Here is a 22,174-nt window from a genome sequence, read left to right on the forward strand (position 1 = left end):
GGTTTTTGCCATTGTTATTCAAAATAATTAAGCGTGTTAAAACCGCCTTTTTTCAGGTATTCGTCTTTCTTCACCAGCTGCAAATCTGAAAGCACCATATCAGTTACCAGTGCCTGCAGGTCATATTTAGGTTTCCAGCCCAATTTGGTATAAGCTTTGGCCGGGTCGCCAATCAACAGGTCAACTTCCGTTGGCCTGAAATATCGCTGATCAACCTTTACAACCGTTTGTCCAAACCTTAAAGCATCCAAATTTAATCCAAGCGCAATAACCCTTTCTTCATCAATATCAATGATCACGCCGCGCTCGTTCTCATTTTTTCCGCTAAATTCAACCTCAATGCCCAACTCCATAAATGCCATCCTGATAAAATCGCGCACGGTGGTGGTTACGCCGGTTGCTATTACAAAATCTTCGGCTGTTTCCTGCTGCAGCATCAACCACATGGCTTCAACATAATCTTTGGCATGTCCCCAATCGCGTTGTGCCGAAAGATTGCCTACATACAAACAGTTTTGCAGGCCAAACCCTATTTTTGACACCGCCCGGGTAATTTTACGCGTAACAAAGGTTTCGCCCCTTACCGGACTTTCGTGGTTAAAAAGGATTCCGTTGCAGGCATACATACCATAAGCTTCGCGATAGTTAACTACAATCCAATAGCCATATAGTTTTGCCACAGCGTAAGGCGAACGCGGATAAAAAGGAGTGGCTTCACTTTGTGGCACTGCCTGCACCAAACCATAAAGTTCGGACGTGGAGGCCTGATAAACGCGTGTTTTTTGAGTGAGGTTCAGCAGCCTTACTGCTTCAAGGATGCGCAGCACACCAACACCATCTGCATTAGCAGTGTATTCGGGGGTTTCAAAACTCACTTTTACATGGCTCTGAGCTGCAAGGTTATAAATTTCGTCGGGCTGAACTTCCTGAATAAGCCGGATCAGGTTAGTTGAATCGGTAAGATCACCATAATGCAGCCTGAACTTAACATCAGGCTCATGCGGATCATGGTACAAATGGTCTATTCTGTCGGTATTTAGTAACGATGAGCGGCGTTTAACCCCATGCACTTCATAGCCCTTCTTCAGCAAAAACTCTGCTAAATAAGCTCCATCCTGCCCCGTTATTCCTGTTATTAAAGCCTTTTTCATTAATAATGACCGTACATATATTATGTAGTACAATAATATCCAATTTTATTGTAATTACCCCTATTAGGCTCAATATATAGGAGCAGGCCGGTGTTGTGCTACTGTTAAATGATCAGGAATATTGCCCTTGATATATTGAAAAATTAAATCCCGGCTACGGTATCTTCCAATTCCTTATACCAATCGGCCCCGTATTTACGGATAAGCGGACCTTTCAAAAATTCATGGACGCGCACTTTTAACTCATCCCCAAATGAACAGGCCGGGCTGCAGATATTCCAGCGGTCGTAGTTTAAAACGTCAAACTCCGGGTATGAAGTAATGCGGATGGGATATAAATGGCATGAGATAGGCTTTTTCCAGCTAATGGCACCTTCTTCATATGCCTTTTCAATACCACATTTGGTAATACCGTTTTCCCATATTACGTAGGCACATTCCTTATTGGTATCAACACATGGCGTAGTATAATCTCCTTCAAAATCGGTTACATAAACTCCGTCCTTTTCTATGGTTTTAATCCCTTTTGCGGTAAGATAGGGCTTTACTTTGGGATAGATCTCTTTCAGGATATCAAGCTCATCGGCATTAAGAGGTGCCCCCGAGTCGCCTTCAAGGCAGCAGGCCCCCTTGCATTTATTTAAATTACATACAAAATTCTCTTTTACCACATCCTCGTGCAGTAATACATTGCCAACCTCAATCATTATCTTTTTAAAATCAATCTTTAATAGGGTTCAAAGGATATTTAAGTCCAGAGGCCGATTTCAAGTCCATTGTCACGCTGCCTATCAGCACTTCAACGTGGGCTTTTACCGGGATCCTGTTCCTGTCATTGGTAACCCAAAGGTACAACTTACTGTTTTTCCGAAAAATACGCCCCGGGATAATTGCCGGGCTAAATTTAAGACAATTAAACTTACCAAGCGAACACTCAACTGTTTCGGTACCAACATAGGTTATCTGCATACTGTGAAACCCATCTTCCAAAAAGTATTGCAGATCAAACGTCTCTCCCTGGTGCAGCTTTGAAACATCTATGGCCCGTGCAAAGTAATATGCCGATACAAAATCAAAGGACTCGCCCTTGTACGCAAATGTCCCTTTGTTTGCCGTTACCTTTTTATCTTTCTGATCAAAGGTAACATTATCTGTATGCCTGTATTTGCCCTCACGCCTGTTCTCGGTATAAAAATAGGGCATCAGTGTAGTTTCGTCAACGTATGACTCATAGCGGTTCCTGACCTTGTAAAACAAGTCAAAAGAACCTGCCGTTTTACCTTCGGCAACAAGATGAAATGCAGGGCGGTCATTAAACTTTTTATCGCTCGCCTCTACCCTGATGGTAGCCTCGGCGGCAGTAAATAAACCGTATTTCATTTTGTATTCCAGCTGTTCGCCAGGTTTAAAAATAGATTCATTGATCTTTTTCAACTCCTGGGTAAATCCTACCCGGCAACAGGCCATAAAAAGCAGTACAGTAAAAAAATATTTATTTATCAGCAGTTTTTTCATTGATTAATAGCCTCTTTAACGGGGCTTGAGATATGACAACTGCTATTATAAATGGTTTAAAGCCTTTTTTATTGCGTACTACTGTTTAAATACTTAATCCTTACGCTTATAGATAGGTACAGTTGAGCATGGCTCGCCAAACATGAGGCTTTTAACTACCGCAGTTAGCTTTTTGGTAAGCTCTACATAAGCAGATACCGGCACTTCCGTGTCGCCGCAACCTTTCAGCACAATGCGTTGCCCGCGATACTGTTCAAAATCGGCTTTAGCTATTTCTTTTTCAAAAAGTACGGTTTCTAACACCTCTTTGTCACCAAAAACAATTTCGCGTGCATAAGGGGCCATACGGTTGGCCAGCAGCATATATGCCCACGCAGGTACAATAGCATCGGCAGTGCAGGTGATGCCTACGTTCTTGCCCTCGTATTGTGTCCAGTCATGTTCTTTTATAAAATCCCTGAAATCTTTCTCACGCAAAATGAGGCCATGGAACAGGTTATCCTTTATATCATAAATAACACGGTCGCCTGCGGGATAAAACGAAGCCGGGTCTAAAGTAACAAGGCCACTTTGAGCTACCTTGTTTATTATGTTTTCCTGTATATCCATATCATTTATATGAAAGCTAAAAGCAAAATGCGCAAGGCTTAAAGCTAATTAGCTTGATTGATTATTAATGTTATTATATAAAAGCCAAACGCAAAAGGCTTAAAGTTTGATTATGATTTTATTTAATGGCTATGTTAAAACTTAATAGCCTGTATATAAAACAAAAAATCCGGGAACAGCTTCATGCTATTCCCGGATGCAAATTTACTTTAAATTTTGTTTAGAAGAATTTAGCCCTGTTATCTTTTACAATTGCATTATCTTTTAATGCATCCAGCACCAAACCTTGTGAGCGTTGTAAAAGCGCCTGGTTAATTTGCTCTTTTTGTTTAATGGCATTAGCAAGTGCAGGCGGGTTGGTGAAACCGTTAACTACAAATACATAAACACCTTGTGTTCCATCAACAGGTTTTGAAATTTTGTTGATAGCCGAACCAAAAATTGAACCGATAACTTTGTACTCTGCAGACTGGCCAGGGATAATAGGGTTGGCAAACACAATGTTTTCAACCGGAACTACCTTGCCGCCTACTTTTTGAGCAACCTGGTCAATTGAAGCACCACCATTAATGGCTGCATCAAATTTCTCTTTCAGTTGTTTAGCTTTAACCTCGTTACGTACCATTGGCTCAATCTGCTTTTTAATAGCTTCAAGTGCTAAAGTACCTTTAGGTTTGATTTCGGTAAGGCGGGTTACAATATACTGATCGCCCACGGTAAATACTTTATCAGTGATATCACCTTTTTCGGCTTTGTAAGCCCATCTAACTACATCACGTGCATTATCTAAGCCTGGCAAACCAGAAGCAATTGCAGTAACATCTTCGGCAGTACGTGGCTTTAAACCTTCTTTCTTAGCTTCAGCTTCAAAGTTATCAGATGTTAATGAAGCTAAAAATCCCTGCGCTTTGCTGTAAGCAACTGTTTGGGTTTTGCTGCTTGCGGTTAACGGCTTATCAACCACACCAACTTTAACCAGTTTAACAGAACCTTTTTGATCTTCAACCTGGATAACATGATAACCAAACTGTGATTTTACAACAATGATTTCGCCTTTGCTTGCTTTAAAAGCAGCATTGGTATATTCAGGAACTAAATTACCCTGACCGGCACCCATTGCGCCATTAGCATCAAATGCAGGAATATCACCGCCTTTTGCGGCGCTGCCTTTATCGGCAGAGAAAGTAGAGGCCAATTCGGCAAATGATTTACCGCCCTGTATCAATTTCTTAATTGAATCTGCTTTAGTTTTAGCTTTATTATCATCACCGCCTGCAGATGCAAGATCGATCAGAATGTGCCTGGTTTTAACCGAATCAAAAGTAGTTTTGGTATCAACCAGTTTAGCTACTTTGTAGCTGCCGTTTTCAAGATATGGACCATAAACAAATCCTTTAGCTGCACTAAACATCGTAGTATCCAGTTTAGGATCAAGGCTGCCTTTACGCTGATAAGCTAAAGGAGCTTTTGTTTCGGCATTGATCTGCACAAAAAGCGAATCGTTAGGAGTGGTTTTGAAATCATTCGCTAATTTTTCTGCCTGTTGTTTAACTGCCGCGCTATCTTCTTTTGAAGGAGCTGCATTAAAGCTAACATATTCAAAATCCCTTAGCTCCTGCGGAGTTTTAAAGGAAGCTTTGTGGGCATCATAGTACGCGCTGTAATCACCATCTGTTAAAGTAACTTTAGCATCAGGGATCGAAGTATAATCAAGAGATACGTATTTAAAGTTAGCCAGCTTGTTTTTTGCTTCGTAATCATCTGTGGCTTCAAGCGAATTTACATACAGGCCGTTGGTAACCAAGGTCATGTATTTAGTAGCTTTTTTAGCTTCGATCAAATCTTTAACAAAGTTATTCCATGCTTCTTTTTGAGCAGGATCGGCCTTGCCTGATTGAAGGTAGGCTTTAAACTGGTTGTACCTGCTGCGGTCAAACTGGCCGGTTTGCTGATCGGCAAACTGACGGGCAATTTGCGGGTCTGGATTATTATCGCCAACCATCACGCTTAACTCATCATCGCCAACATTAAGGCCAAGTTTTTCAATTTCTTTGCCTATCAGCAACTGGCTTAAATACTGGTTCCAGGTGGTTTCCTGCAAGTAGCTTGCTATCTGCGGAGAAATGCTCTGTCCCTGTTGTTTAAACTGTGCCGAATTTTGTTCCAGCTTTTCATTGAATTTGTCATAGGGCACTTTTTCGCCGTTAACAACGGCAAGCTCGTTACTATCGTCCCTGAAAAAGGAACCGCCCGATCTTACAACTTCGCTCACAATAAATGCAAGCAGCGCGAAACCAATAAAGAATGCGAGAATTTTCCCCATCCTTTCGCGCAAAAAACCCATTATACCCATATTACATTTATAATTATTCTATTCTTTTTTAAAGAGCGCGCAAGATACAATTTTTACTAAAATTCTATAACACAAATTTTTCGTTAAAAAAAGTCATTATTGTGTAGCTTTTTCATCTACGTGAAATATGCCGGTACTGCTTTTAAAGGAAGGGTTCAACAACTTGTCATCGCTTTCAAAGGTATCGCCATTCATAACGTTACCGCCACTTAGGGTGGCCTGTACCGGCTTATTGGAGTAAACGCGCTTGGTTACCTGGTCCCAAAACAATTCATTTGATTTAAATGTCTCGCCTTTGGCATTGGTTGCAACAACATTGCCATGAAATTCGATAAGCTTCTCCTGCTCCCGGTTAATGCCCGTATCGGCAATTATATCACCGGCAAACTGACCTGTAGCGCGGTCATAGTAATCGATCTTTACGCCTTTGGGCATAATTTTATAAGGCTTCTTGATCTGGTATTCGATCATCAGCGGAGCGGTAAGATGGATCTCGACCTTGGTCGAATCGCTCATGATCAAATCAAGCCCTGTACTGCGCTGGGCAACGGTATCAACCTCGTTAGCCGATAATTCCCTAACTTTTTTCAGATCGTTTTCGCACGAGGATATAAAAGCCGCCAATGGCAACAATAACAGGCATAAAGCCGGTATATTAACTGCAGGACGGCTCATTACGGCGATTAATCAAATTTATACCTGGTAAACCACTTATCGTTAAGTGTAAAACCAAGATGGATGTTTACGTAGTTTTCTTTAACTAAACCGTTAACCAATGAACCACGCTGGCCAACTTCGGCAGCGATATTGATTTTGTAGTAGCTTCCGTTATTTGAACGCAACGGTAAACCTAAACCTACAGTACCGGCATAGCGTTTAATTGTTGTGCCGTTGATGTGCATATAGGTTTGATCATATATTGCACCTATTCGATAATCAACTGTTGCAAGATAGTTTCTGATAGTTGAGATGTTTGGGGTATATGAACCACCGATATTGAAAGTTTTGCTATCCTGTAAACCCTGGTTTACACCGGCAATTGATAAATCAGACCATTTACCCATTGAATAATCGGCACCAACAAGAAACTTGCCGTCGCTTTGAAAAGAGATACCAAACCTGTTGATCTGCGGTAATTTCAATTTTGATTTGGGCCCGGTTGTGCTAACCACACTATCAGCAGCTATATCCTGATTTCCGTTTGAATCATTAAAATACTGGCTTACAACAAAGCTGCTTTGCGTGTGCAGCTTTGTACCGGCCGAGGCCGAATAGCCTAAAACAAGGTGCTTGGTTTCAGAAAAATCAAATGAATACTGCAAACCATAATCATAGTTAATGCCGCCTATAGCGTTGCTTGATTCAATTTTCGAATTTATAGCGCCTGCAAGGCCTGGTATTTCGGTAGTGGCAATATCTTTTATATTACCAAATATGTATGATACGTTTGCACCTAATAACAGGTGTTTGCCTATGCCAAAACCATATCCCAAATATGCTTTTGATAAGCTACCATCACCGCTATAGCTATAATTGGTTACGTTAGTATCGGCAGGTGAGCCGGATGTACCTAATTTATTTACCGATTTTGTATAGTTATAACCACGCTCGCTGTATGGCAATAAACCAAAGCTCAAGGCCGAACGTTTTGAAGTAGGAATAGCAAATGCAATATGGTTAAGCCTGAAATTGCTGTTTTTTTGGCTGGCCGAACCTGTTTGGCTCAGGCTTAAAAAGTTAGCATACAAACCAACATCAATAGTTGTTAAATTAACTGCACCGTATGAAGCAGGGTTTACAACGTTGATATTATTAAAAAAACCTATCCTATTGGTAGCTACGCTAATGCCGCCCATACCTATATTTTGGCCCATTAACTGAGGATCAATATCGCCTATACCGTAACGTGAATATGGAGAGCTTGAGGTTGCCGTTGATTGCGCATGTGCTGAAAAAGCGGCAACAGCCAATAAAAGTGTTATAAAAAACCGGGTATATTTAATCATTATGCTTTTGTATAGCTTCGTTTAAACCTTTTAAAACCAAATATGGTTCAATTTTTATGTAGCGGGCAAAGATGCTATTTTTCAGTAGAGTATCAAAAAAAATGCTGTCGCCCCCGCTTAGTATAATATTCAGTTGTTCGCCCATGGTTTTATAGCTTTCAATAAAACCGATAAGCTCATATTTTACTCCGTTTTGTACTCCCGAACGGATAGCGGTTGTTGTATTATTTCCGTATGGCGTATTAAAATCCGTATCCGCCTCAATAAGCGGCAAACCCGCCGTATAATTATTTAAAGCCTTATAACGCATATTTAAGCCCGGCGATATACTGCCGCCAAAATAATTTCCACCGGCATCAACACCATCATAAGTGATGGCCGTGCCCCCGGTAATTACAAGGCTATTTTGGCCGGGGAACATATTATATGCGCCGATAACCGCAGCTAACCTGTCAGGCCCAAGGGTTTCCGGTGTTAAATAGTGGTTACTTATTCCGCTGGTCATTAAAGTATTAAAATGTATCAGCGGAATTTTTTTTCCCAGCATGGCCTGCCATGCTTCTGTATGTTTCTTTACCGACGAGATGATTGCCTTAACAGGATTGTACTTGTTAAGCAAAGCATCCAGTACCGGCATATCAATGGTTTCATACTGGTTAGCCTCAAGCATTTCATCCAGTTTAAAAACTGCGATTTTGATGAGCGTATTACCGATATCAATAACCAGACTGGTCATCAAGCCCTAACTATTGACAATATAGATTCAAAAATAGCTAAACCATCCTCATTAGCCAGCAAACCATCGGCAGCACGCTCAGGGTGCGGCATTAAGCCAAATACATTCCTGGTTAGGTTTGTAACGCCTGCTATATTTTCCAATGATCCGTTAGGGTTTGAGTCGGCGGTGATATTACCTGCCTCGTCGCAATACCTGAACATTACCTGGTCGTTATCGTTAAGGGCTTTGATCACATCGGCATCAGCAAAATAGTTGCCTTCGCCATGTGCAATCGGGATCCTTAATGCCTGCTGCGGATCAAGCTGCGCAGTAAGTAATGAATTTGATGTTTGCGGTTTTAAGTAAATGTTGCGGCAAATAAATTTACGGTTAGTATTATGCAATAAAGCACCAGGCAACAAACCGGCTTCGGTCAAAATCTGGAAGCCATTGCAAATACCCATTACATAACCACCTTTTGCAGCAAACTGGACAACCTCCTGCATAATTGGCGAAAAACGGGAAATGGCACCTGAACGCAGATAATCGCCAAATGAAAAACCACCAGGTAAAACAACAAAGTCAACACCTTGCAGGTCATGATCTTTATGCCATAACCTCACTACTTGCTGACCCATTACCTTTTCTAATACGTATATGATATCTTCATCACAATTAGAACCGGGAAATATAACTACTCCAAACTTCATCAGAATTATTTAAAAAATTGGCGTTGAACCTAAATAGCTTATTGTTATAGTTTCAGGCTACAAAACTAACATAACCGCCGAAATAAGGACGAATGTAAAAGTTAAAATTTGTTAAACTGAAAGTAAATGATGCTGATAAACAACAGTAAATACAGGATTTCATAAAACCAGCGCCTGGTTGCGTACAAAAAATAATAGGCAAAAAACACGGTTGCCGGCACCGCACAAAGCAAAAAATGGCTCAGGCGAAATTCCGAATTAAGATAAAATGAGAGCGCTGTGATCAAAAAAATAAAAAACAACAGCTGAAATGTTTTGCGGATCTGCACGTAACTTTTAAAGAAATTTTGCTGCAGCTTAAAAAAACAAAGTACCAGTATCAAAATAACCGGCGCCAGCAACAGGTAATTGTAAGAATTTATGCTGATATGATCCGGAAATTTTTTGCCCAAAGGCGACCAGATATGGCTAAACCTGGGCAGCATATCATTCATAAAATAAATAACCGCCAGGAAAAAAAACACGGTTACATAACCCAATATTGAAATAACCCATTCGCGCCAGTTGAATGGCCTGTATATAATAAGTGCCACCCATATAGCCAGGAACAAATAAATAAAAGGGAAATAAACAAGCGAACCTACCGCTACGATCATGCCCACATCATAAGTTGCTGATTTAACATCATCGCCTTTATAAAGGTTAAACAATTTATACAGCATCCAAATGAGCAGAAAATTACAAATGAGTGGGGCGCTTAAGGTTAAAAATGGTGTAAACAAGCCCGACAGTGTGATATACATCAGCGCCGGCAAAAACGTTGGCTTGCCTAATAAGTTATGATGATTGATCAATGAGTTAAGCAGCAAGGCCTGTGCAAATACAAGTCCGCCGGCCAGTATCACATTAAGCAGGGGCGAAAACGCGTATTCATATTTTACGGGGACCAGCAGCCTCGCAAATGGTTCTACAAAAATAAACTCAACCTTTTCAGGAATTTGCACCATGAAACCTATCCGGAGCACAAGCAGCAAAATGGCCAGCCACACGATATTGAAGGGATTATAGTTCCGGAAAAGATTGATCATAATGTGCGGCCGTATTTGCGGTTGCAAAATTAGCAGAAAAATCTATCTGAATCAGAATTTACGGAATTAGAAGATTACCAGAACCTAATGTATTTTCACCGCATTAGCTCAAGTCCTGAATAAAGGCCTCTTTACTTTGGGGATTTGTGCTTTACGTAGGCTCATTGATCCATTACTTAAGCCCTACCCACAACACTTGCGCCAGAATGGGGGCTTGTGCTTGTTGTTATCATTAAGTGATCTGTTACTTTAGCCCTACCCTATCTTGCATATTGCTTTACCAATTTATCAACTATGGCGGCAGTTTCATCCGGAAAATCAACTACGATCTTTTTATTATCGTTGATCCAGTTATTTAAATGACCATTGAACTTATCATTTATTTCGCTCACCACCGGAACTCCCAGCTTAGAGGCCGAAAGCGCATTACACTGCTGCTCGTATTGCCCTTTCATGGGTATCATCATCACTTTTTTCTGTAAAAACAAGGCTTCGGCCGGGCCTTCAAAGCCGCCGCCGGTAAGCAGGCCGGTGCAGCTGGCCAGGCTTTTGTTAAAAGCTTCATTATTTACCGGGAAAATCTCTACGTTTCCGGATTGATAAGCTTGTTTTTGACGTTTCGAAAATACCTGCCATTTAACTTCTTTTTGAGCGCTCAGATATTTTACAAGGGTTTTATCATCATATGCCGGCAGGTAAACAGTGTAATGCCCCAAATCCGAAGTTTCCATCCTCCTGATCTCACCGCGGATCACCGGGGTATTGATAAAAGTATCATAGCGCTCAAAATGAAAGCCCACATGATAAGTAGTTGGCGAATAGTTTTTTAAAAGCCACTGTGCAAAGGGATCCTTTTTTTCGGGCCGCGGCGTGTTGGGCGATACAAATGAACATTGATGGCTTAAAGATACCGATGGTACACCGCGCAACTTACAGGCCCAGGCACTTACTGGTTCAAAATCATTGATGATGAGATCGTATTGTTTTAAGGGGAGACTTCGCAGATCGCGCTGAAACTGGCGCAGGTTCATGATTTTCCAGGTAGCCCAGTTATCTACCCCGCCATTGGTGCCAAATACAAAACTTACGCCATGAAAGCGATATTTGAGGGGCTGCGATAATGACACCTCGGCTTCGGTGCCGCTCACCAGCAGATCTACCTCGCCGTATTGCTGCAGCAAAGGAACAATTTCTCTTGCCCGGCTTATATGTCCGTTACCTGTTCCCTGTATACCAAACAGTATCTTCATTAAAATAATTTCTTTTCAAAAAGGATGATGCTTGTGCGGCAAAACATGTATTGACATGCTGATTTATCCGCACCAATATTAAGGGGGTTAATTTAGCAAAGAAAAACGTTTTCGGTATTAATTAATCATTTTCGTGCTTAAAACGCTCCAATAAATTTTTAACATCGAGCATCGCATTCAGGTCTTCCGAATCGGTTTTATCGTCTTCATCAGTATCTGTATTAAAATCGTCTGGTTTATATTTAAACACCTCCCATTTGCCATTGTAATATTCCAGCGCGCTTAAGCTTTCTACCCAATCGCCCGAATTGAGATAAAGTACTGAGCCCGTGTTTTGGGTTGATGTAATTTCCCTGATCTCGGCATGGTGAATATGCCCGCAAATCACATAGCCGTATTCCTTATCTACAGCCAGGTCGGCCGCTGTTTGTTCAAACTGGTTAATAAATTTTACGGCCTCCTTAAAACGGGCTTTCACTTTTTGCGAAAAACTCATTTTTTGCCTGCCGATAGCTGTTAGGAACCAATTTACAAAACTGTTGATCAAAATTAATGTATCGTACCCTACCGCACCTAATTTGGCCAGCCATTTGGAGTGCTGCATGGTAACGTCAAATACGTCCCCGTGAAAGATCCAGGCTTTTTTGCCATCGATATTTAACACCAGCTTATCAAGCAGCTGAAAAGTGCCCATGTTAAAATCGGTGAACTTACGCAGCATTTCATCGTGGTTGCCGGTTAAATAATAAACCGGGATGCCGTCGGTAACAAACTTAAGAATGCGGCGCACTACCTTCATATGGGCTTCGGGCCAGTACGATTTACTAAATTGCCAAATATCAATAATATCGCCGTTAAGGATAAGGATTTTGGGCTTGATGCTTTTTAAATATTTAAGCAATTCTTTTGCGTGACAGCCGTACGTGCCAAGGTGCACATCAGATATTACTACAATATCAACTTCGCGTTTTGCCATTAAATTAAGGGGTTATTTTACAGGCCGGCAAGGTATGCCGGAAAACAACATTTTTAATAAAGCAACGATTACTCGTCGTCCTCATCTTCGTTAACTGTCAATTCATATGGGCTGGCATAGAAGCAGCCGACAAGTATCAGCAACCCTATAACTACCAAGTAAGCATACTCAAAATTCATTACAAAGATTTTTACAAATGTCTGAAATTTAACATTATCCTACTGTTAAGACTACATTAAATATAAAAGGTTACTTTGCTGTGTTAAATTTATTTTTTGTTCTGTCGAGCTGTTTTAGGTGGTGCTGTAAGTGGATGCGGATAAACTTAAACCATTGTTTGGCATTAAGCATTCCCAGCCGCGGATGCTTGTATTTGCTTGCGTTAGAAGACGCCGGGATGAGCGGTGCGGTAGTATCAACACGCTTACGGCATTTAATGATGAGGTTTTTGGCATCCTCTTTACTGATCTTATTGGCAGCCATTTTATCATTAACCGCATTGGGAACTTTGGTTTTAACCGGCGGAAATTTACCCAGCAGCAACAAGATCCTTCCTTCCCAGTTAATACCCTTTTTAGTGGGTTCGCAATTACCATGTGTACAACGTTCAAGCGCTATTGACGAGCCAAGTGTAGCCTGCATGATATGACTATAAACTTCGGCGAACGACCAGCTGCCATCCGGAGGAGTAACGTCAAAGAGCTCATCCGGAATCAGGTCCAGTTGCCTGCGGTATTCATCAAGGGCTGCATCAATAGCTTTACGTTCGTTGGCAATACTCATAAAAGTAAAGTTAACTCTTTTAGATGAGCAATCTGCACGGGTACATCTTGGGGCTTTTCGGCGTTGAACGGGTTAAAATAAATGGCGTCTATACCAAAATTCAATGCCCCCCGAATATCGGCTTCAATGCTGTCCCCTATCATTACACTTTCTTCTTTTAATGCCCCGGCCAGGTCAAGTGCATGTTGAAATATGGCTTTATCGGGTTTATTAACACCCACATCCTCAGAAATAATGATGTTTTGAAAATACTTTGCCAAATCCGTTCCTGCAATTTTTATGCGGGTTGAATCTTTAAACCCGTTCGAGATCAGGTGCAGTGTATATTTTGATTGCAGGTATTGCAGCGTTTCATGCGCATGCGGAAACAAGTTGGTTTTGGTAGGGCAAAGTTTCACATAAGCATCCTCAAAATCAGCCGGCATCAAATCAGGGTGCAAACCAAGGTCAGTAAAAGTTGATTTGAAGCGGGCTTCCCGCAATTCATCTTTAGTGATTTCGCCAACGTGATATTGCGCCCAAAGGCGGTGGTTGTTGCGGGTATAAGTTTCAATGAATAACTCGGCGGACTGCAGGCCTATTTCAGCAAGCTGATGGATAACATATAGTTCATGCAGGGCCTCTTCGGCATTTTTATCAAAATCCCAAATGGTATGGTCAAGATCAAAGAAGATGTGCTTGTATTGTTTCATGTCGGATTTCGGAATTTCGATTTCGGATTGTTTATTTTTTGATTTAGAAATCGAAAATTCAAAATTAAAAAATCTTAATTGCTAAATCCGAAATCGAACATCCGAAATCCCAAATCAATATCCCTTTAATTCTTCCGGGAACCAGGGCTTAAAAGCCACAACCTGTTTTTTTGCAGTATCCGAAACCGGAATTTTCCATACATCAAAAAAATGGGTAAGGTTACTGTTAGTGGTTTTGCAAATGGTAGTAAACCATAGGTCGCGCTTATCCTGATCGGTTTTAGGATATTGACTTTTAGGTAAATTGCGGTAAACCGTATTGGCTTTTTTTATGGCATCCCATCCAAATTTGTCAATGATCTGGATATACATGCTTAAAGCAAGAAACGGATCATTGCTCCATTTATCGTAACTGGGATTATCTGCAAGGTATGCCTTGATCTTAGCCACTACATCGCCCATATTATTCATATCCCTATGGTTATACAGACCTTTATGTAAAACCTTATCAAAAACATACATGGTAAATAAATTCACTGTAACTTCTGTAGTGCCGGGAAAATCAAGTTCAAAGAATTGGTGCCGGTGACCTAACTCATGAAAATGGCCCCATAATCCTATAGAACGCATAAAGGCTTCATCAAGCATCTGTGCGCAGCTTTCATCATCGGGTGCAACTATCTTCTGCGGAATGGTAAACAAAGAGCCATATGCTGGCTGGACATCAATAATGATGCGCTCCTGGTGCACACGTTTCCGCGAAATAATGGCCAAATCGGCATCGGCATCCATTACCTCATCCCAAAACTGCATCAGTTTAACCGGATTGTTTAAATAACGAATCCGGTAAGACGGTACCGTAAACACAATATTATCTGTAGCCAGCTCGGCCCATGGGGCCGGATTATTACGAATGCTGTTGTTCCACTCCTGCTCGCTGGTTTCGCCCAGTTTAAAATAAGGGGATTTAACTGCGCCGTCAACTTTTATGCTAACTGTTTTCTGTTTAGTGGTATCACCAATGTTAATCAACAGCAAACCTCCATAAGGCGAATAAACTTCGGTAGTGTCTTTATCCAACTCAAAGATTTTGGTAAGAGCAACCGGGATACGCCTTATTTCATCAAGATGGGTAAGATCATCGTCATGAACACCTATCTGGGCCTTTAAATGTTGCTTAATGTCGTCATGGTTAATGACCACTTTAACTTTTTCACCAGCCGGTACATATAAGCCAGTACTATGTGGCCTGTAGTAAACAGATGGCATATCTAAAAGCCCCTGAGTGCCGACCCTTACAGGTATAGTGACGGTTTCATTTACCCTCGGCGCATTTTCAGGAACATCGCCAGGAAATGTTTTATAGCCCGCTGCTTTGGCTTCAGGATGATTATAAAAATCCTGCTTCACAGCGTATAACTTATAAGCTACGCGGGTTCTTGTTTTAAGCGCGGAACTATACGTTGGCACAGGCTTATCTGCCGACGGAACAGGCATTTCATCGGGCAGATTAAAAAATTCGTGGATATGTTTAATAACCGGCGAACCAGGCGGGCTATATTTATATATCAGGTAAAGGGTTGGATCAACAAAATACTGCCCTACATAAGGATCATACTTCTCTGTGTATTCGCTGAATAATCGTGGCAACATGCTATAAACACGCAGATAATCAGGTACGCTATCGGTAACAAGTTTATTATTGGTAGGTGCTTGTATGATTAAAGTTTGAGGATTAACCACTCCTGCTTTGGCAAGCAGTTTATTTATCCCCATAGTATAATACGGAAATTGTTTTGTTGTATCCCGATGAAGGAACATATCCGAATATGGCGATCCGAATATCAGCGTGCCACCATCAACAATAAAAGTTTCAATTTTATTCAACTGCACTGAATCGGTCACATCCGTATTCAATATTAAAACGTCTGTTTTCTTTTTAAAATCAAAATTTTTAATAGTGTAAACCGATGCCTTTTGCTTAATTAAAAAATCTCGAAAAGCACGATCTGTAGCTTTGGTGATAGCAACTTGAGGCTTTTTAACATTAGCACTGCTCCACTTCAGTCCATTGGTTAGCAATTGCGCCACGTTATTATTTTTCAGCATTCCATTCTTAAAATAAGCTGTAGCTCCAATTGCCAGTACCTTTCCTTTACCCAGAGTAGATGCAACGATCACGTTGGCTTTCAGATTTTCCCCTATCTCAAATTTGGTCATCGCTATAATTTCGGGCTGTTCATCAATCAGCGTAAAAAGCGAAACGCCTTCCGGCACAGGCGGCATAGGAATAGTGTCAACATTTTTTAAAAGAATAGCTTTTGTGGTTTGCGCCTTTGAGTGTAGGGTAACAGACAGGAGTAAGAAAAAAACAAACAGGTTACGGAAAAACTTGATAAGCATAAGGTAAATGGTTTTACCATAAAGTAACGGAATTAAAGTTTTAGATGTACTTCAATTCTATCATTTTAACATTTATTAACCAAATAGCATGCTTTTTTAGTAAACCAATCCTTACGCTTTTTCTCCGAAAGCCAAATCACCGGCATCTCCTAAACCAGGAACTATATAAGCTTTGCTGGTCATTTCGTCGTCAACGGCGCAAACCCAAATTTTGGCCTTGGGCAGGTTTGCTTTCACGTGTGCCACACCTTCGGTACTGGCAATTACAGCAGCAATGTGCAGCTCTTTTATTTTGTATTGGGCCATGAGCTCTTTACAAACGGCAACGATGCTTTGCCCGGTGGCCAGCATGGTATCGCACAAAATAAAGATCTTGTCATCAAGATTGGGAGTAGAAATATGATCAACCTGGATCAGAAAGCTGCCGTTGCGTTTCACCTTGCGATAGGCGGTGACAAATGCAGATGAAGCCTTGTCAAATATCTGCATAAAGCCCTGGTGAAAAGGTAGGCCGGCACGTAGTATGATCCCCAATACGGGTTCATCGGCAGGCATGTTAATGCTGGCAGTGCCCAGCGGGGTTTGAATTTCTTTGGTTTCGTAATGTAATGATTTGCTAAGCTCATAAGCCAGTATGGCACCCAGTTTTTCCTGGTTTCGCCTAAAACGCGCCTTATCCTGCTGAATAACGGCATCCCGCAATTCGGCCAGAAACAGGTTGGCAATAGTATCGGTTTTATTGAGAATGAAAATCATGCTTAAATTTAAGCGTTTTTTGAGCAATAGCATCACTATTTGTTTATTAAATGTCATATCGCTTTGCCAAATGAAAAACAAACTTTGAATATATGTAGTTAACTACGTAGATTTGTACATAAATATCAAAACAATGAATACAATACCAGTCATAAGTTCACTCAACAATACCTATTGCCAGCAAATCATTGACATTATATTACCGATTCAGCAAATAGAATTTAATGTCCCTATTACGCTTGAAGCCCAACCCGATTTGCAGGATATTGAAACAAACTACCATCAAACCGGTGGCAACTTCTGGGGAGCAATGTATAATGAGCAGCTTGTGGGCACTATAGCCCTAATTGCCTTCAATAATAACGCCGCCGCAATACGCAAAATGTTTGTGCGTAAGGAATACCGGGGCAAAGAATTGGGCATTGCGCAGTTACTGTTAGACAATCTTATTGCCTATTGCAGGCAAAACAACATTACAGACATTTATTTAGGCACAGTTGAGATGCTGAAAGCTGCCCATCGCTTTTATGAAAGAAATGGATTTACGCGCCTGGCGAAACATGATTTGCCAAAATCATTCCCGCTTATGGCTGCAGATACTATTTTTTATGAGTTACATTTGAAAAACTAACAGCGGGATAATGAATGTTATTGACGAATCGGGAATTTTAGCGATTTCAACAAGATTGCAACGCCTGGCCGAGCAGTTGCGAAAAGACGGCGTGCTCATATACAAGGCCAACAATATTGAATTTGAGCCCAAATGGTTCCCGGTTATTTACACTTTACATTTTAAATCAGTATTAAGCGTGGTGGAAATTGCCGCCGAAATTGGCTACACCCACCCTTCAACCATAAGCCTGTTAAAGGAGCTGGAAAAAGAGAAACTGATCCGCTCAAAAAAAGACAAAGCCGATGAAAGGAAGCGGCTCATCGTGTTGACCACAAAAGGCCAGGAGCTTATTGAACGCATGAAACCTGTTTGGGAAATCATGAAAGCCGCCGCCGCAGAAATTGCCGACACCCAAAATAACCTGATGAAAGCTATTACCGAAGCCGAAGAAAAACTAAAACAACAAAGTTTTCTTGACCGGGCCCTGCGTTTAAAGGCTGAGATGTAATTGATTTTAGTTTATGATCGTTGTGATCACACCGGCCAAAAGCCAAAAAAACGCCGCCGCTCGGCTCCAGCCGAGTGGCAACTATCCCCCGGCCTCCGGCCGTATACGCCAGATTCCAGCAAACTACCAACAGATTTGCTGCTTAATGGCCGTAGCTTAAGCATAACATATGAGCTTTGGCAAGCATTCGGCGGCCAGAGGCCGTGAAATAGCTGCCACTCGTCAGGAGCCGAGCGGCGGCGGGGGACTCTGTATAGCATGCGATTGCCACGCTATCGCTCGCAATGACATAACTTACTATTTTATTCCCCCTCATCCCAACAATGTTGACATACGGTTGTCATTACCATGTACTTATTTTGATTTACAAACCCTGTTCATCGATTATTTGTATTTTTACATAACAACATGGATTTTCAATTAACATCTCAATATAAACCTACCGGCGATCAGCCTGAAGCTATACGGCAGCTGGTTGAAGGTATCAACAACGGCGACCCTTATCAAACCCTTTTGGGGGTTACCGGGTCGGGTAAAACATTTACTGTTGCCAACATGATTCAGCAAACGCAAAAGCCTACGCTGATCCTGAGCCATAATAAAACACTGGCGGCACAATTGTATGGCGAGTTTAAGCAGTTCTTCCCCGAAAACGCGGTGAACTACTTTGTATCTTACTATGACTATTACCAGCCGGAGGCCTTCATCCCTACCACAAATACCTACATTGAAAAAGATCTGCAGATAAACGAGGAGATTGAAAAACTTCGTTTACGCACTACTTCGTCATTAATGTCCGGGCGGCGTGATGTGATCGTGGTATCGTCCATATCCTGCATTTACGGTATGGGTAACCCGGACGACTTTGCCGATTCGGTTTTCAAGTTTGCCGTAGGTACCCGCATCAGCAGGAATGCTTTTTTACATCGCCTTGTCGAAATTTTATACGCCCGCACCACCGCCGATTTTAAACGCGGAACGTTTAGGGTGAAGGGTGATACTGTTGATATTTTCCCGGCTTACCTGGATTACGCTTACCGCATCTCCTTTTTTGGCGATGATATTGAAGAGCTCAGTGCCTTTGACATCGGCACCGGTAAAACCATCGAAAAAATGACGCATATGGTGGTTTATCCCGCCAACCTGTACGTTGCTCCGCGCGAGCGTTTCCTCCAATCTATCTGGGCCATACAGGAAGAGCTGGAAATGCGCAAAAAGCAATTTATTGACGATGGCCGTTTTCTGGAAGCTAAACGCCTGGAAGAAAGGGTTAATTACGACCTGGAAATGATCCGTGAGCTGGGTTACTGCTCGGGTATCGAGAACTATTCCCGCTTTTTTGACGGTCGTAAACCAGGTGCAAGGCCGTTCTGTTTGCTTGACTATTTCCCTGATGATTACCTGATGGTAATTGATGAAAGCCACGTAACAGTTCCACAGATCAGGGCCATGTATGGCGGTGACAGGTCGCGCAAAATTTCATTGGTTGATTACGGCTTCAGGTTACCGGCCGCTTTGGATAACCGCCCGCTTAATTTCCAGGAATTTGAAAACCTGGCACCTCAAACCGTTTATGTAAGTGCTACACCCGGCGATTTTGAGCTGGAAAAATCTGGTGGCGTAGTGGTTGAACAGGTGATCCGCCCTACCGGTTTGCTTGATCCTGTTATCGACGTACGCCCGGTGATAAACCAGGTGGATGACCTGCTTGATGAGGTTGATAAAACCATTAAAATGGGCGACCGTGTACTGGTGACCACCCTCACCAAACGCATGGCTGAGGAATTAGCTAAATACATGGACAGGCTGGGCATTAAATGCCGTTACATTCACTCGGAGGTTAAAACCCTGCAGCGTGTCGAAATTTTACGGGGCTTACGCCTTGGTGAATTTGATGTACTGATAGGTATCAACTTACTGCGCGAAGGGCTGGATTTGCCGGAAGTATCATTAGTTGCCATTTTAGATGCCGATAAAGAAGGTTTTTTAAGATCGGAGCGTTCGCTGATCCAAACCATTGGCCGTGCTGCCCGTAATGACCGGGGCCGGGTGATCATGTATGCCGATAAAATAACCGATTCAATGCAGATCACGATGGATGAAACCAACCGCCGCCGTGATATTCAGATAGCTTATAATACACAGCATGGTATTACACCATTAACAGTAGGTAAATCTCGCGAAGAGATCATGGAGCAAACGTCGGTGGTCGACTTTAAGGGCGGCGTACAACAGGCCTATGTGGAAACCGATACAATTACCCTCGCCGCCGATCCGATAGTTCAGTACATGACCAAAGCCGATTTGAAAAAATCGATAGACAATACAAAAAAAGATATGCTTGCCGCCGCCAAGAACATGGACTTCCTGCTGGCTGCTAAGCTACGCGACGAAATGTTTGCTTTGGAAAAAATGATGGAGGAGAAGTTTTAGATTACAGATTTTAAATGTGCAGATTCCAGATGTGCAGATGAGTGGATTTCAAATGTGCAAATTTTAGATGTGCAGATGATAAATTAAAGAATTATGCCTTTCCTTTATTTGCATATCTGCACATCTGAAATTTGCACATCCTAAAATTATTTTTCATTTGCATATCTGCACATCTGAAATTTGCACATATAAATAATTTGCACATCTATCATTATCTTTGATTTAAAGTGAAGCTTATGCAATTATCAGATCTTGATCTTTCAAAAACTTATTCATACGCCGATTATCTTCAATGGACGTTTGAGGATCGGCTTGAATTAATTAAAGGGAAGATCTTCAAAATGACGCCAGCCCCGGCATCGAAACATCAATATATTTCATGGATCATTGCAAGTGAATTTTATGGGTATTTGAAAGGAAAAAAGTGCAATGCCTACCCAGCCCCCTTTGATGTAAGATTACCCCGGAAAAGAAATGATGACGACAAAAAGGTTTTCACCGTAGTTCAGCCGGATATTTGTGTGGTATGTGATCCATCAAAAATTGATGCGCGAGGTTGTACCGGTGCACCTGATATTGTGGTAGAAATACTTTCGCCGGGAAACAATCAAAAAGAACTGCGTAACAAGTATGAGGTTTACGAGGAGGCCGGTGTTAAGGAATATTGGATTGTATCGCCGCAGGATAAAACGTTTTTGAAATATACATTGATATCCGGTGCATATCAACCCTCAAGACTGATGACAACCGGTGATATCATCACTACAGAAATATTACCAGGCTTTGAATTAAACCTGGATACTGTTTTTGCCGATAATTGAAAGGGTGAGGACTTCTATAAATCTGAAATTTGCATATTTGTCTGTACCTGGAATTTTGGGGACTAATGGATTGACGGCTTTTTGATAGGTAAATCACCTGCACATTTGCACATCTAAAATCTGCAATCTACCTCAAATCATAATAAAACATTTTTAACGTTATATACCTTATATTTGTAAGCTCAAAATCATCAGTATGATTCTTATTCGTTTCCTGATCATATCTATTTGTATATTATACATTGTACGCAGCCTGGCGCGATACCTGCTGCCATTTCTTTTTGAAAGTGTTGTAAATAAAGCTCAGCAACAATATCAGCAACAAAAGCACAATTACAACGAAGGCCCAAAACCTGACGGACGCATCAGGATTGACCATATTCCACAGCCCAAAAAAGGCAGCGTGCCCGATAGTGAAGGTGAATTTGTTGATTACGAAGAAGTAAAATAACCATATCGATAAATTATGGACACCAACCCGGTATTCAACAGGCGTCATAATCACAATAATACGCCCGCTTCCGTTACCCTTATCATTACCAACTTCATTGTATTTGGCCTGTCCACCCAATTATTTACCTCATGTGCAGGCATCAATGCTTTTTTTTGGGTGGTTTTGGCCGCTTTGGCTATTTATAACTACTTTACCATTCGTAAATACCGCGAAGATTATGACAAACCCCAGGTCATAGCTTACGTGTTGAGCCTTGTTATAATGATAGGGTTATATTTCGTTTTGCGTTACTCCCAGCATTGCTAACAAATTCCGTAACAAAACTTATAATTCCT

Annotated in this window: 22 protein-coding genes; 6 read left to right on the forward strand and 16 right to left on the reverse strand. The window is 41.5% G+C overall.

The window, feature by feature from the left end:
* Nucleotides 1–14: 14 nt before the first annotated feature.
* From gmd to upp, 16 genes are all read right to left on the reverse strand, one after another.
* Entirely contained in the window at nt 15–1,151 is a 1,137-nt protein-coding gene (gene gmd / locus MTO98_RS29755) for a GDP-mannose 4,6-dehydratase (protein ID WP_243482709.1), read from the reverse strand.
* Between the two features lie 143 nt (nt 1,152–1,294).
* Entirely contained in the window at nt 1,295–1,858 is a 564-nt protein-coding gene (locus tag MTO98_RS29760; protein ID WP_243482711.1) for a DUF3109 family protein, read from the reverse strand.
* Between the two features lie 13 nt (nt 1,859–1,871).
* On the reverse strand, nt 1,872–2,666 hold the full coding sequence (locus MTO98_RS29765) for a DUF3108 domain-containing protein (protein ID WP_243482714.1): 795 nt from the start codon (nt 2,664–2,666) through the stop codon (nt 1,872–1,874).
* A 93-nt stretch (nt 2,667–2,759) separates the two neighbouring features.
* Nucleotides 2,760–3,275: a DUF2480 family protein gene (locus tag MTO98_RS29770; protein WP_243482716.1), complete on the reverse strand. Its 516-nt coding sequence runs from the start codon at nt 3,273–3,275 to the stop codon at nt 2,760–2,762.
* Nucleotides 3,276–3,495: 220 nt separating this feature from the next.
* On the reverse strand, nt 3,496–5,628 hold the full coding sequence (locus MTO98_RS29775; protein ID WP_243482718.1) for a peptidylprolyl isomerase: 2,133 nt from the start codon (nt 5,626–5,628) through the stop codon (nt 3,496–3,498).
* A 96-nt stretch (nt 5,629–5,724) separates the two neighbouring features.
* Nucleotides 5,725–6,303, reverse strand: coding sequence for an LPS export ABC transporter periplasmic protein LptC (gene lptC, locus MTO98_RS29780; protein WP_243482720.1), 579 nt, complete (start codon nt 6,301–6,303; stop codon nt 5,725–5,727).
* 8 nt (nt 6,304–6,311) lie between these two features.
* On the reverse strand, nt 6,312–7,634 hold the full coding sequence (locus MTO98_RS29785; RefSeq protein WP_243482722.1) for a hypothetical protein: 1,323 nt from the start codon (nt 7,632–7,634) through the stop codon (nt 6,312–6,314).
* Nucleotides 7,627–8,370, reverse strand: coding sequence for a type III pantothenate kinase (locus MTO98_RS29790; protein WP_243482724.1), 744 nt, complete (start codon nt 8,368–8,370; stop codon nt 7,627–7,629). The genes MTO98_RS29785 and MTO98_RS29790 overlap by 8 nt, the downstream gene beginning before the upstream one ends.
* Nucleotides 8,370–9,062: a phosphoribosylformylglycinamidine synthase subunit PurQ gene (gene purQ, locus MTO98_RS29795; protein ID WP_243482726.1), complete on the reverse strand. Its 693-nt coding sequence runs from the start codon at nt 9,060–9,062 to the stop codon at nt 8,370–8,372. Before purQ ends, MTO98_RS29790 begins: the two co-directional genes overlap by 1 nt.
* A gap of 101 nt (nt 9,063–9,163) precedes the next feature.
* Nucleotides 9,164–10,150, reverse strand: a complete 987-nt coding sequence (locus MTO98_RS29800) for a DUF6427 family protein (RefSeq protein ID WP_243482728.1) — start codon at nt 10,148–10,150, stop codon at nt 9,164–9,166.
* A 260-nt stretch (nt 10,151–10,410) separates the two neighbouring features.
* On the reverse strand, nt 10,411–11,400 hold the full coding sequence (locus MTO98_RS29805) for a glycosyltransferase family protein (RefSeq protein WP_243482730.1): 990 nt from the start codon (nt 11,398–11,400) through the stop codon (nt 10,411–10,413).
* A gap of 121 nt (nt 11,401–11,521) precedes the next feature.
* Nucleotides 11,522–12,376 carry a UDP-2,3-diacylglucosamine diphosphatase gene (locus MTO98_RS29810; protein WP_243482733.1) on the reverse strand — a complete coding sequence of 285 codons (855 nt, stop codon included), beginning with the start codon at nt 12,374–12,376 and terminating at the stop codon, nt 11,522–11,524.
* 249 nt (nt 12,377–12,625) lie between these two features.
* Complete coding sequence (locus MTO98_RS29815; RefSeq protein ID WP_243482735.1) at nt 12,626–13,159, reverse strand: DinB family protein; 534 nt, start codon at nt 13,157–13,159, stop codon at nt 12,626–12,628.
* A complete protein-coding gene (locus MTO98_RS29820; protein ID WP_243482737.1) occupies nt 13,156–13,851 on the reverse strand; it encodes a YjjG family noncanonical pyrimidine nucleotidase in 696 nt (231 codons plus the stop codon). The genes MTO98_RS29815 and MTO98_RS29820 overlap by 4 nt, the downstream gene beginning before the upstream one ends.
* Nucleotides 13,852–13,965: 114 nt before the next feature.
* A complete protein-coding gene (locus tag MTO98_RS29825) occupies nt 13,966–16,254 on the reverse strand; it encodes a M60 family metallopeptidase (RefSeq protein ID WP_243482739.1) in 2,289 nt (762 codons plus the stop codon).
* A gap of 111 nt (nt 16,255–16,365) precedes the next feature.
* On the reverse strand, nt 16,366–17,010 hold the full coding sequence (upp, locus tag MTO98_RS29830; protein ID WP_243482741.1) for a uracil phosphoribosyltransferase: 645 nt from the start codon (nt 17,008–17,010) through the stop codon (nt 16,366–16,368).
* A 133-nt stretch (nt 17,011–17,143) separates the two neighbouring features.
* Here upp and MTO98_RS29835 point away from each other — a divergent pair, with 133 nt between their 5' ends.
* The 6 genes from MTO98_RS29835 (at nt 17,144) to MTO98_RS29860 (ending at nt 22,145) form a co-directional block, all read left to right on the forward strand.
* On the forward strand, nt 17,144–17,641 hold the full coding sequence (locus MTO98_RS29835) for a GNAT family N-acetyltransferase (protein ID WP_243482743.1): 498 nt from the start codon (nt 17,144–17,146) through the stop codon (nt 17,639–17,641).
* A gap of 10 nt (nt 17,642–17,651) precedes the next feature.
* On the forward strand, nt 17,652–18,131 hold the full coding sequence (locus MTO98_RS29840) for a MarR family winged helix-turn-helix transcriptional regulator (protein WP_243482746.1): 480 nt from the start codon (nt 17,652–17,654) through the stop codon (nt 18,129–18,131).
* A gap of 408 nt (nt 18,132–18,539) precedes the next feature.
* Nucleotides 18,540–20,564 carry an excinuclease ABC subunit UvrB gene (gene uvrB / locus MTO98_RS29845; protein WP_243482748.1) on the forward strand — a complete coding sequence of 675 codons (2,025 nt, stop codon included), beginning with the start codon at nt 18,540–18,542 and terminating at the stop codon, nt 20,562–20,564.
* Nucleotides 20,565–20,800: 236 nt separating this feature from the next.
* Entirely contained in the window at nt 20,801–21,385 is a 585-nt protein-coding gene (locus MTO98_RS29850) for a Uma2 family endonuclease (protein WP_243482750.1), read from the forward strand.
* A 196-nt stretch (nt 21,386–21,581) separates the two neighbouring features.
* Nucleotides 21,582–21,836 (forward strand): DUF4834 family protein, encoded by a 255-nt coding sequence (locus MTO98_RS29855; RefSeq protein WP_243482753.1) that lies wholly within the window; start codon nt 21,582–21,584, stop codon nt 21,834–21,836.
* A gap of 15 nt (nt 21,837–21,851) precedes the next feature.
* Nucleotides 21,852–22,145, forward strand: a complete 294-nt coding sequence (locus tag MTO98_RS29860) for a hypothetical protein (RefSeq protein ID WP_243482755.1) — start codon at nt 21,852–21,854, stop codon at nt 22,143–22,145.
* Nucleotides 22,146–22,174 lie beyond the last annotated feature (29 nt).

This window comes from Mucilaginibacter sp. SMC90 (assembly GCF_022811725.1).
In the GTDB taxonomy this organism is placed as follows: domain Bacteria; phylum Bacteroidota; class Bacteroidia; order Sphingobacteriales; family Sphingobacteriaceae; genus Mucilaginibacter.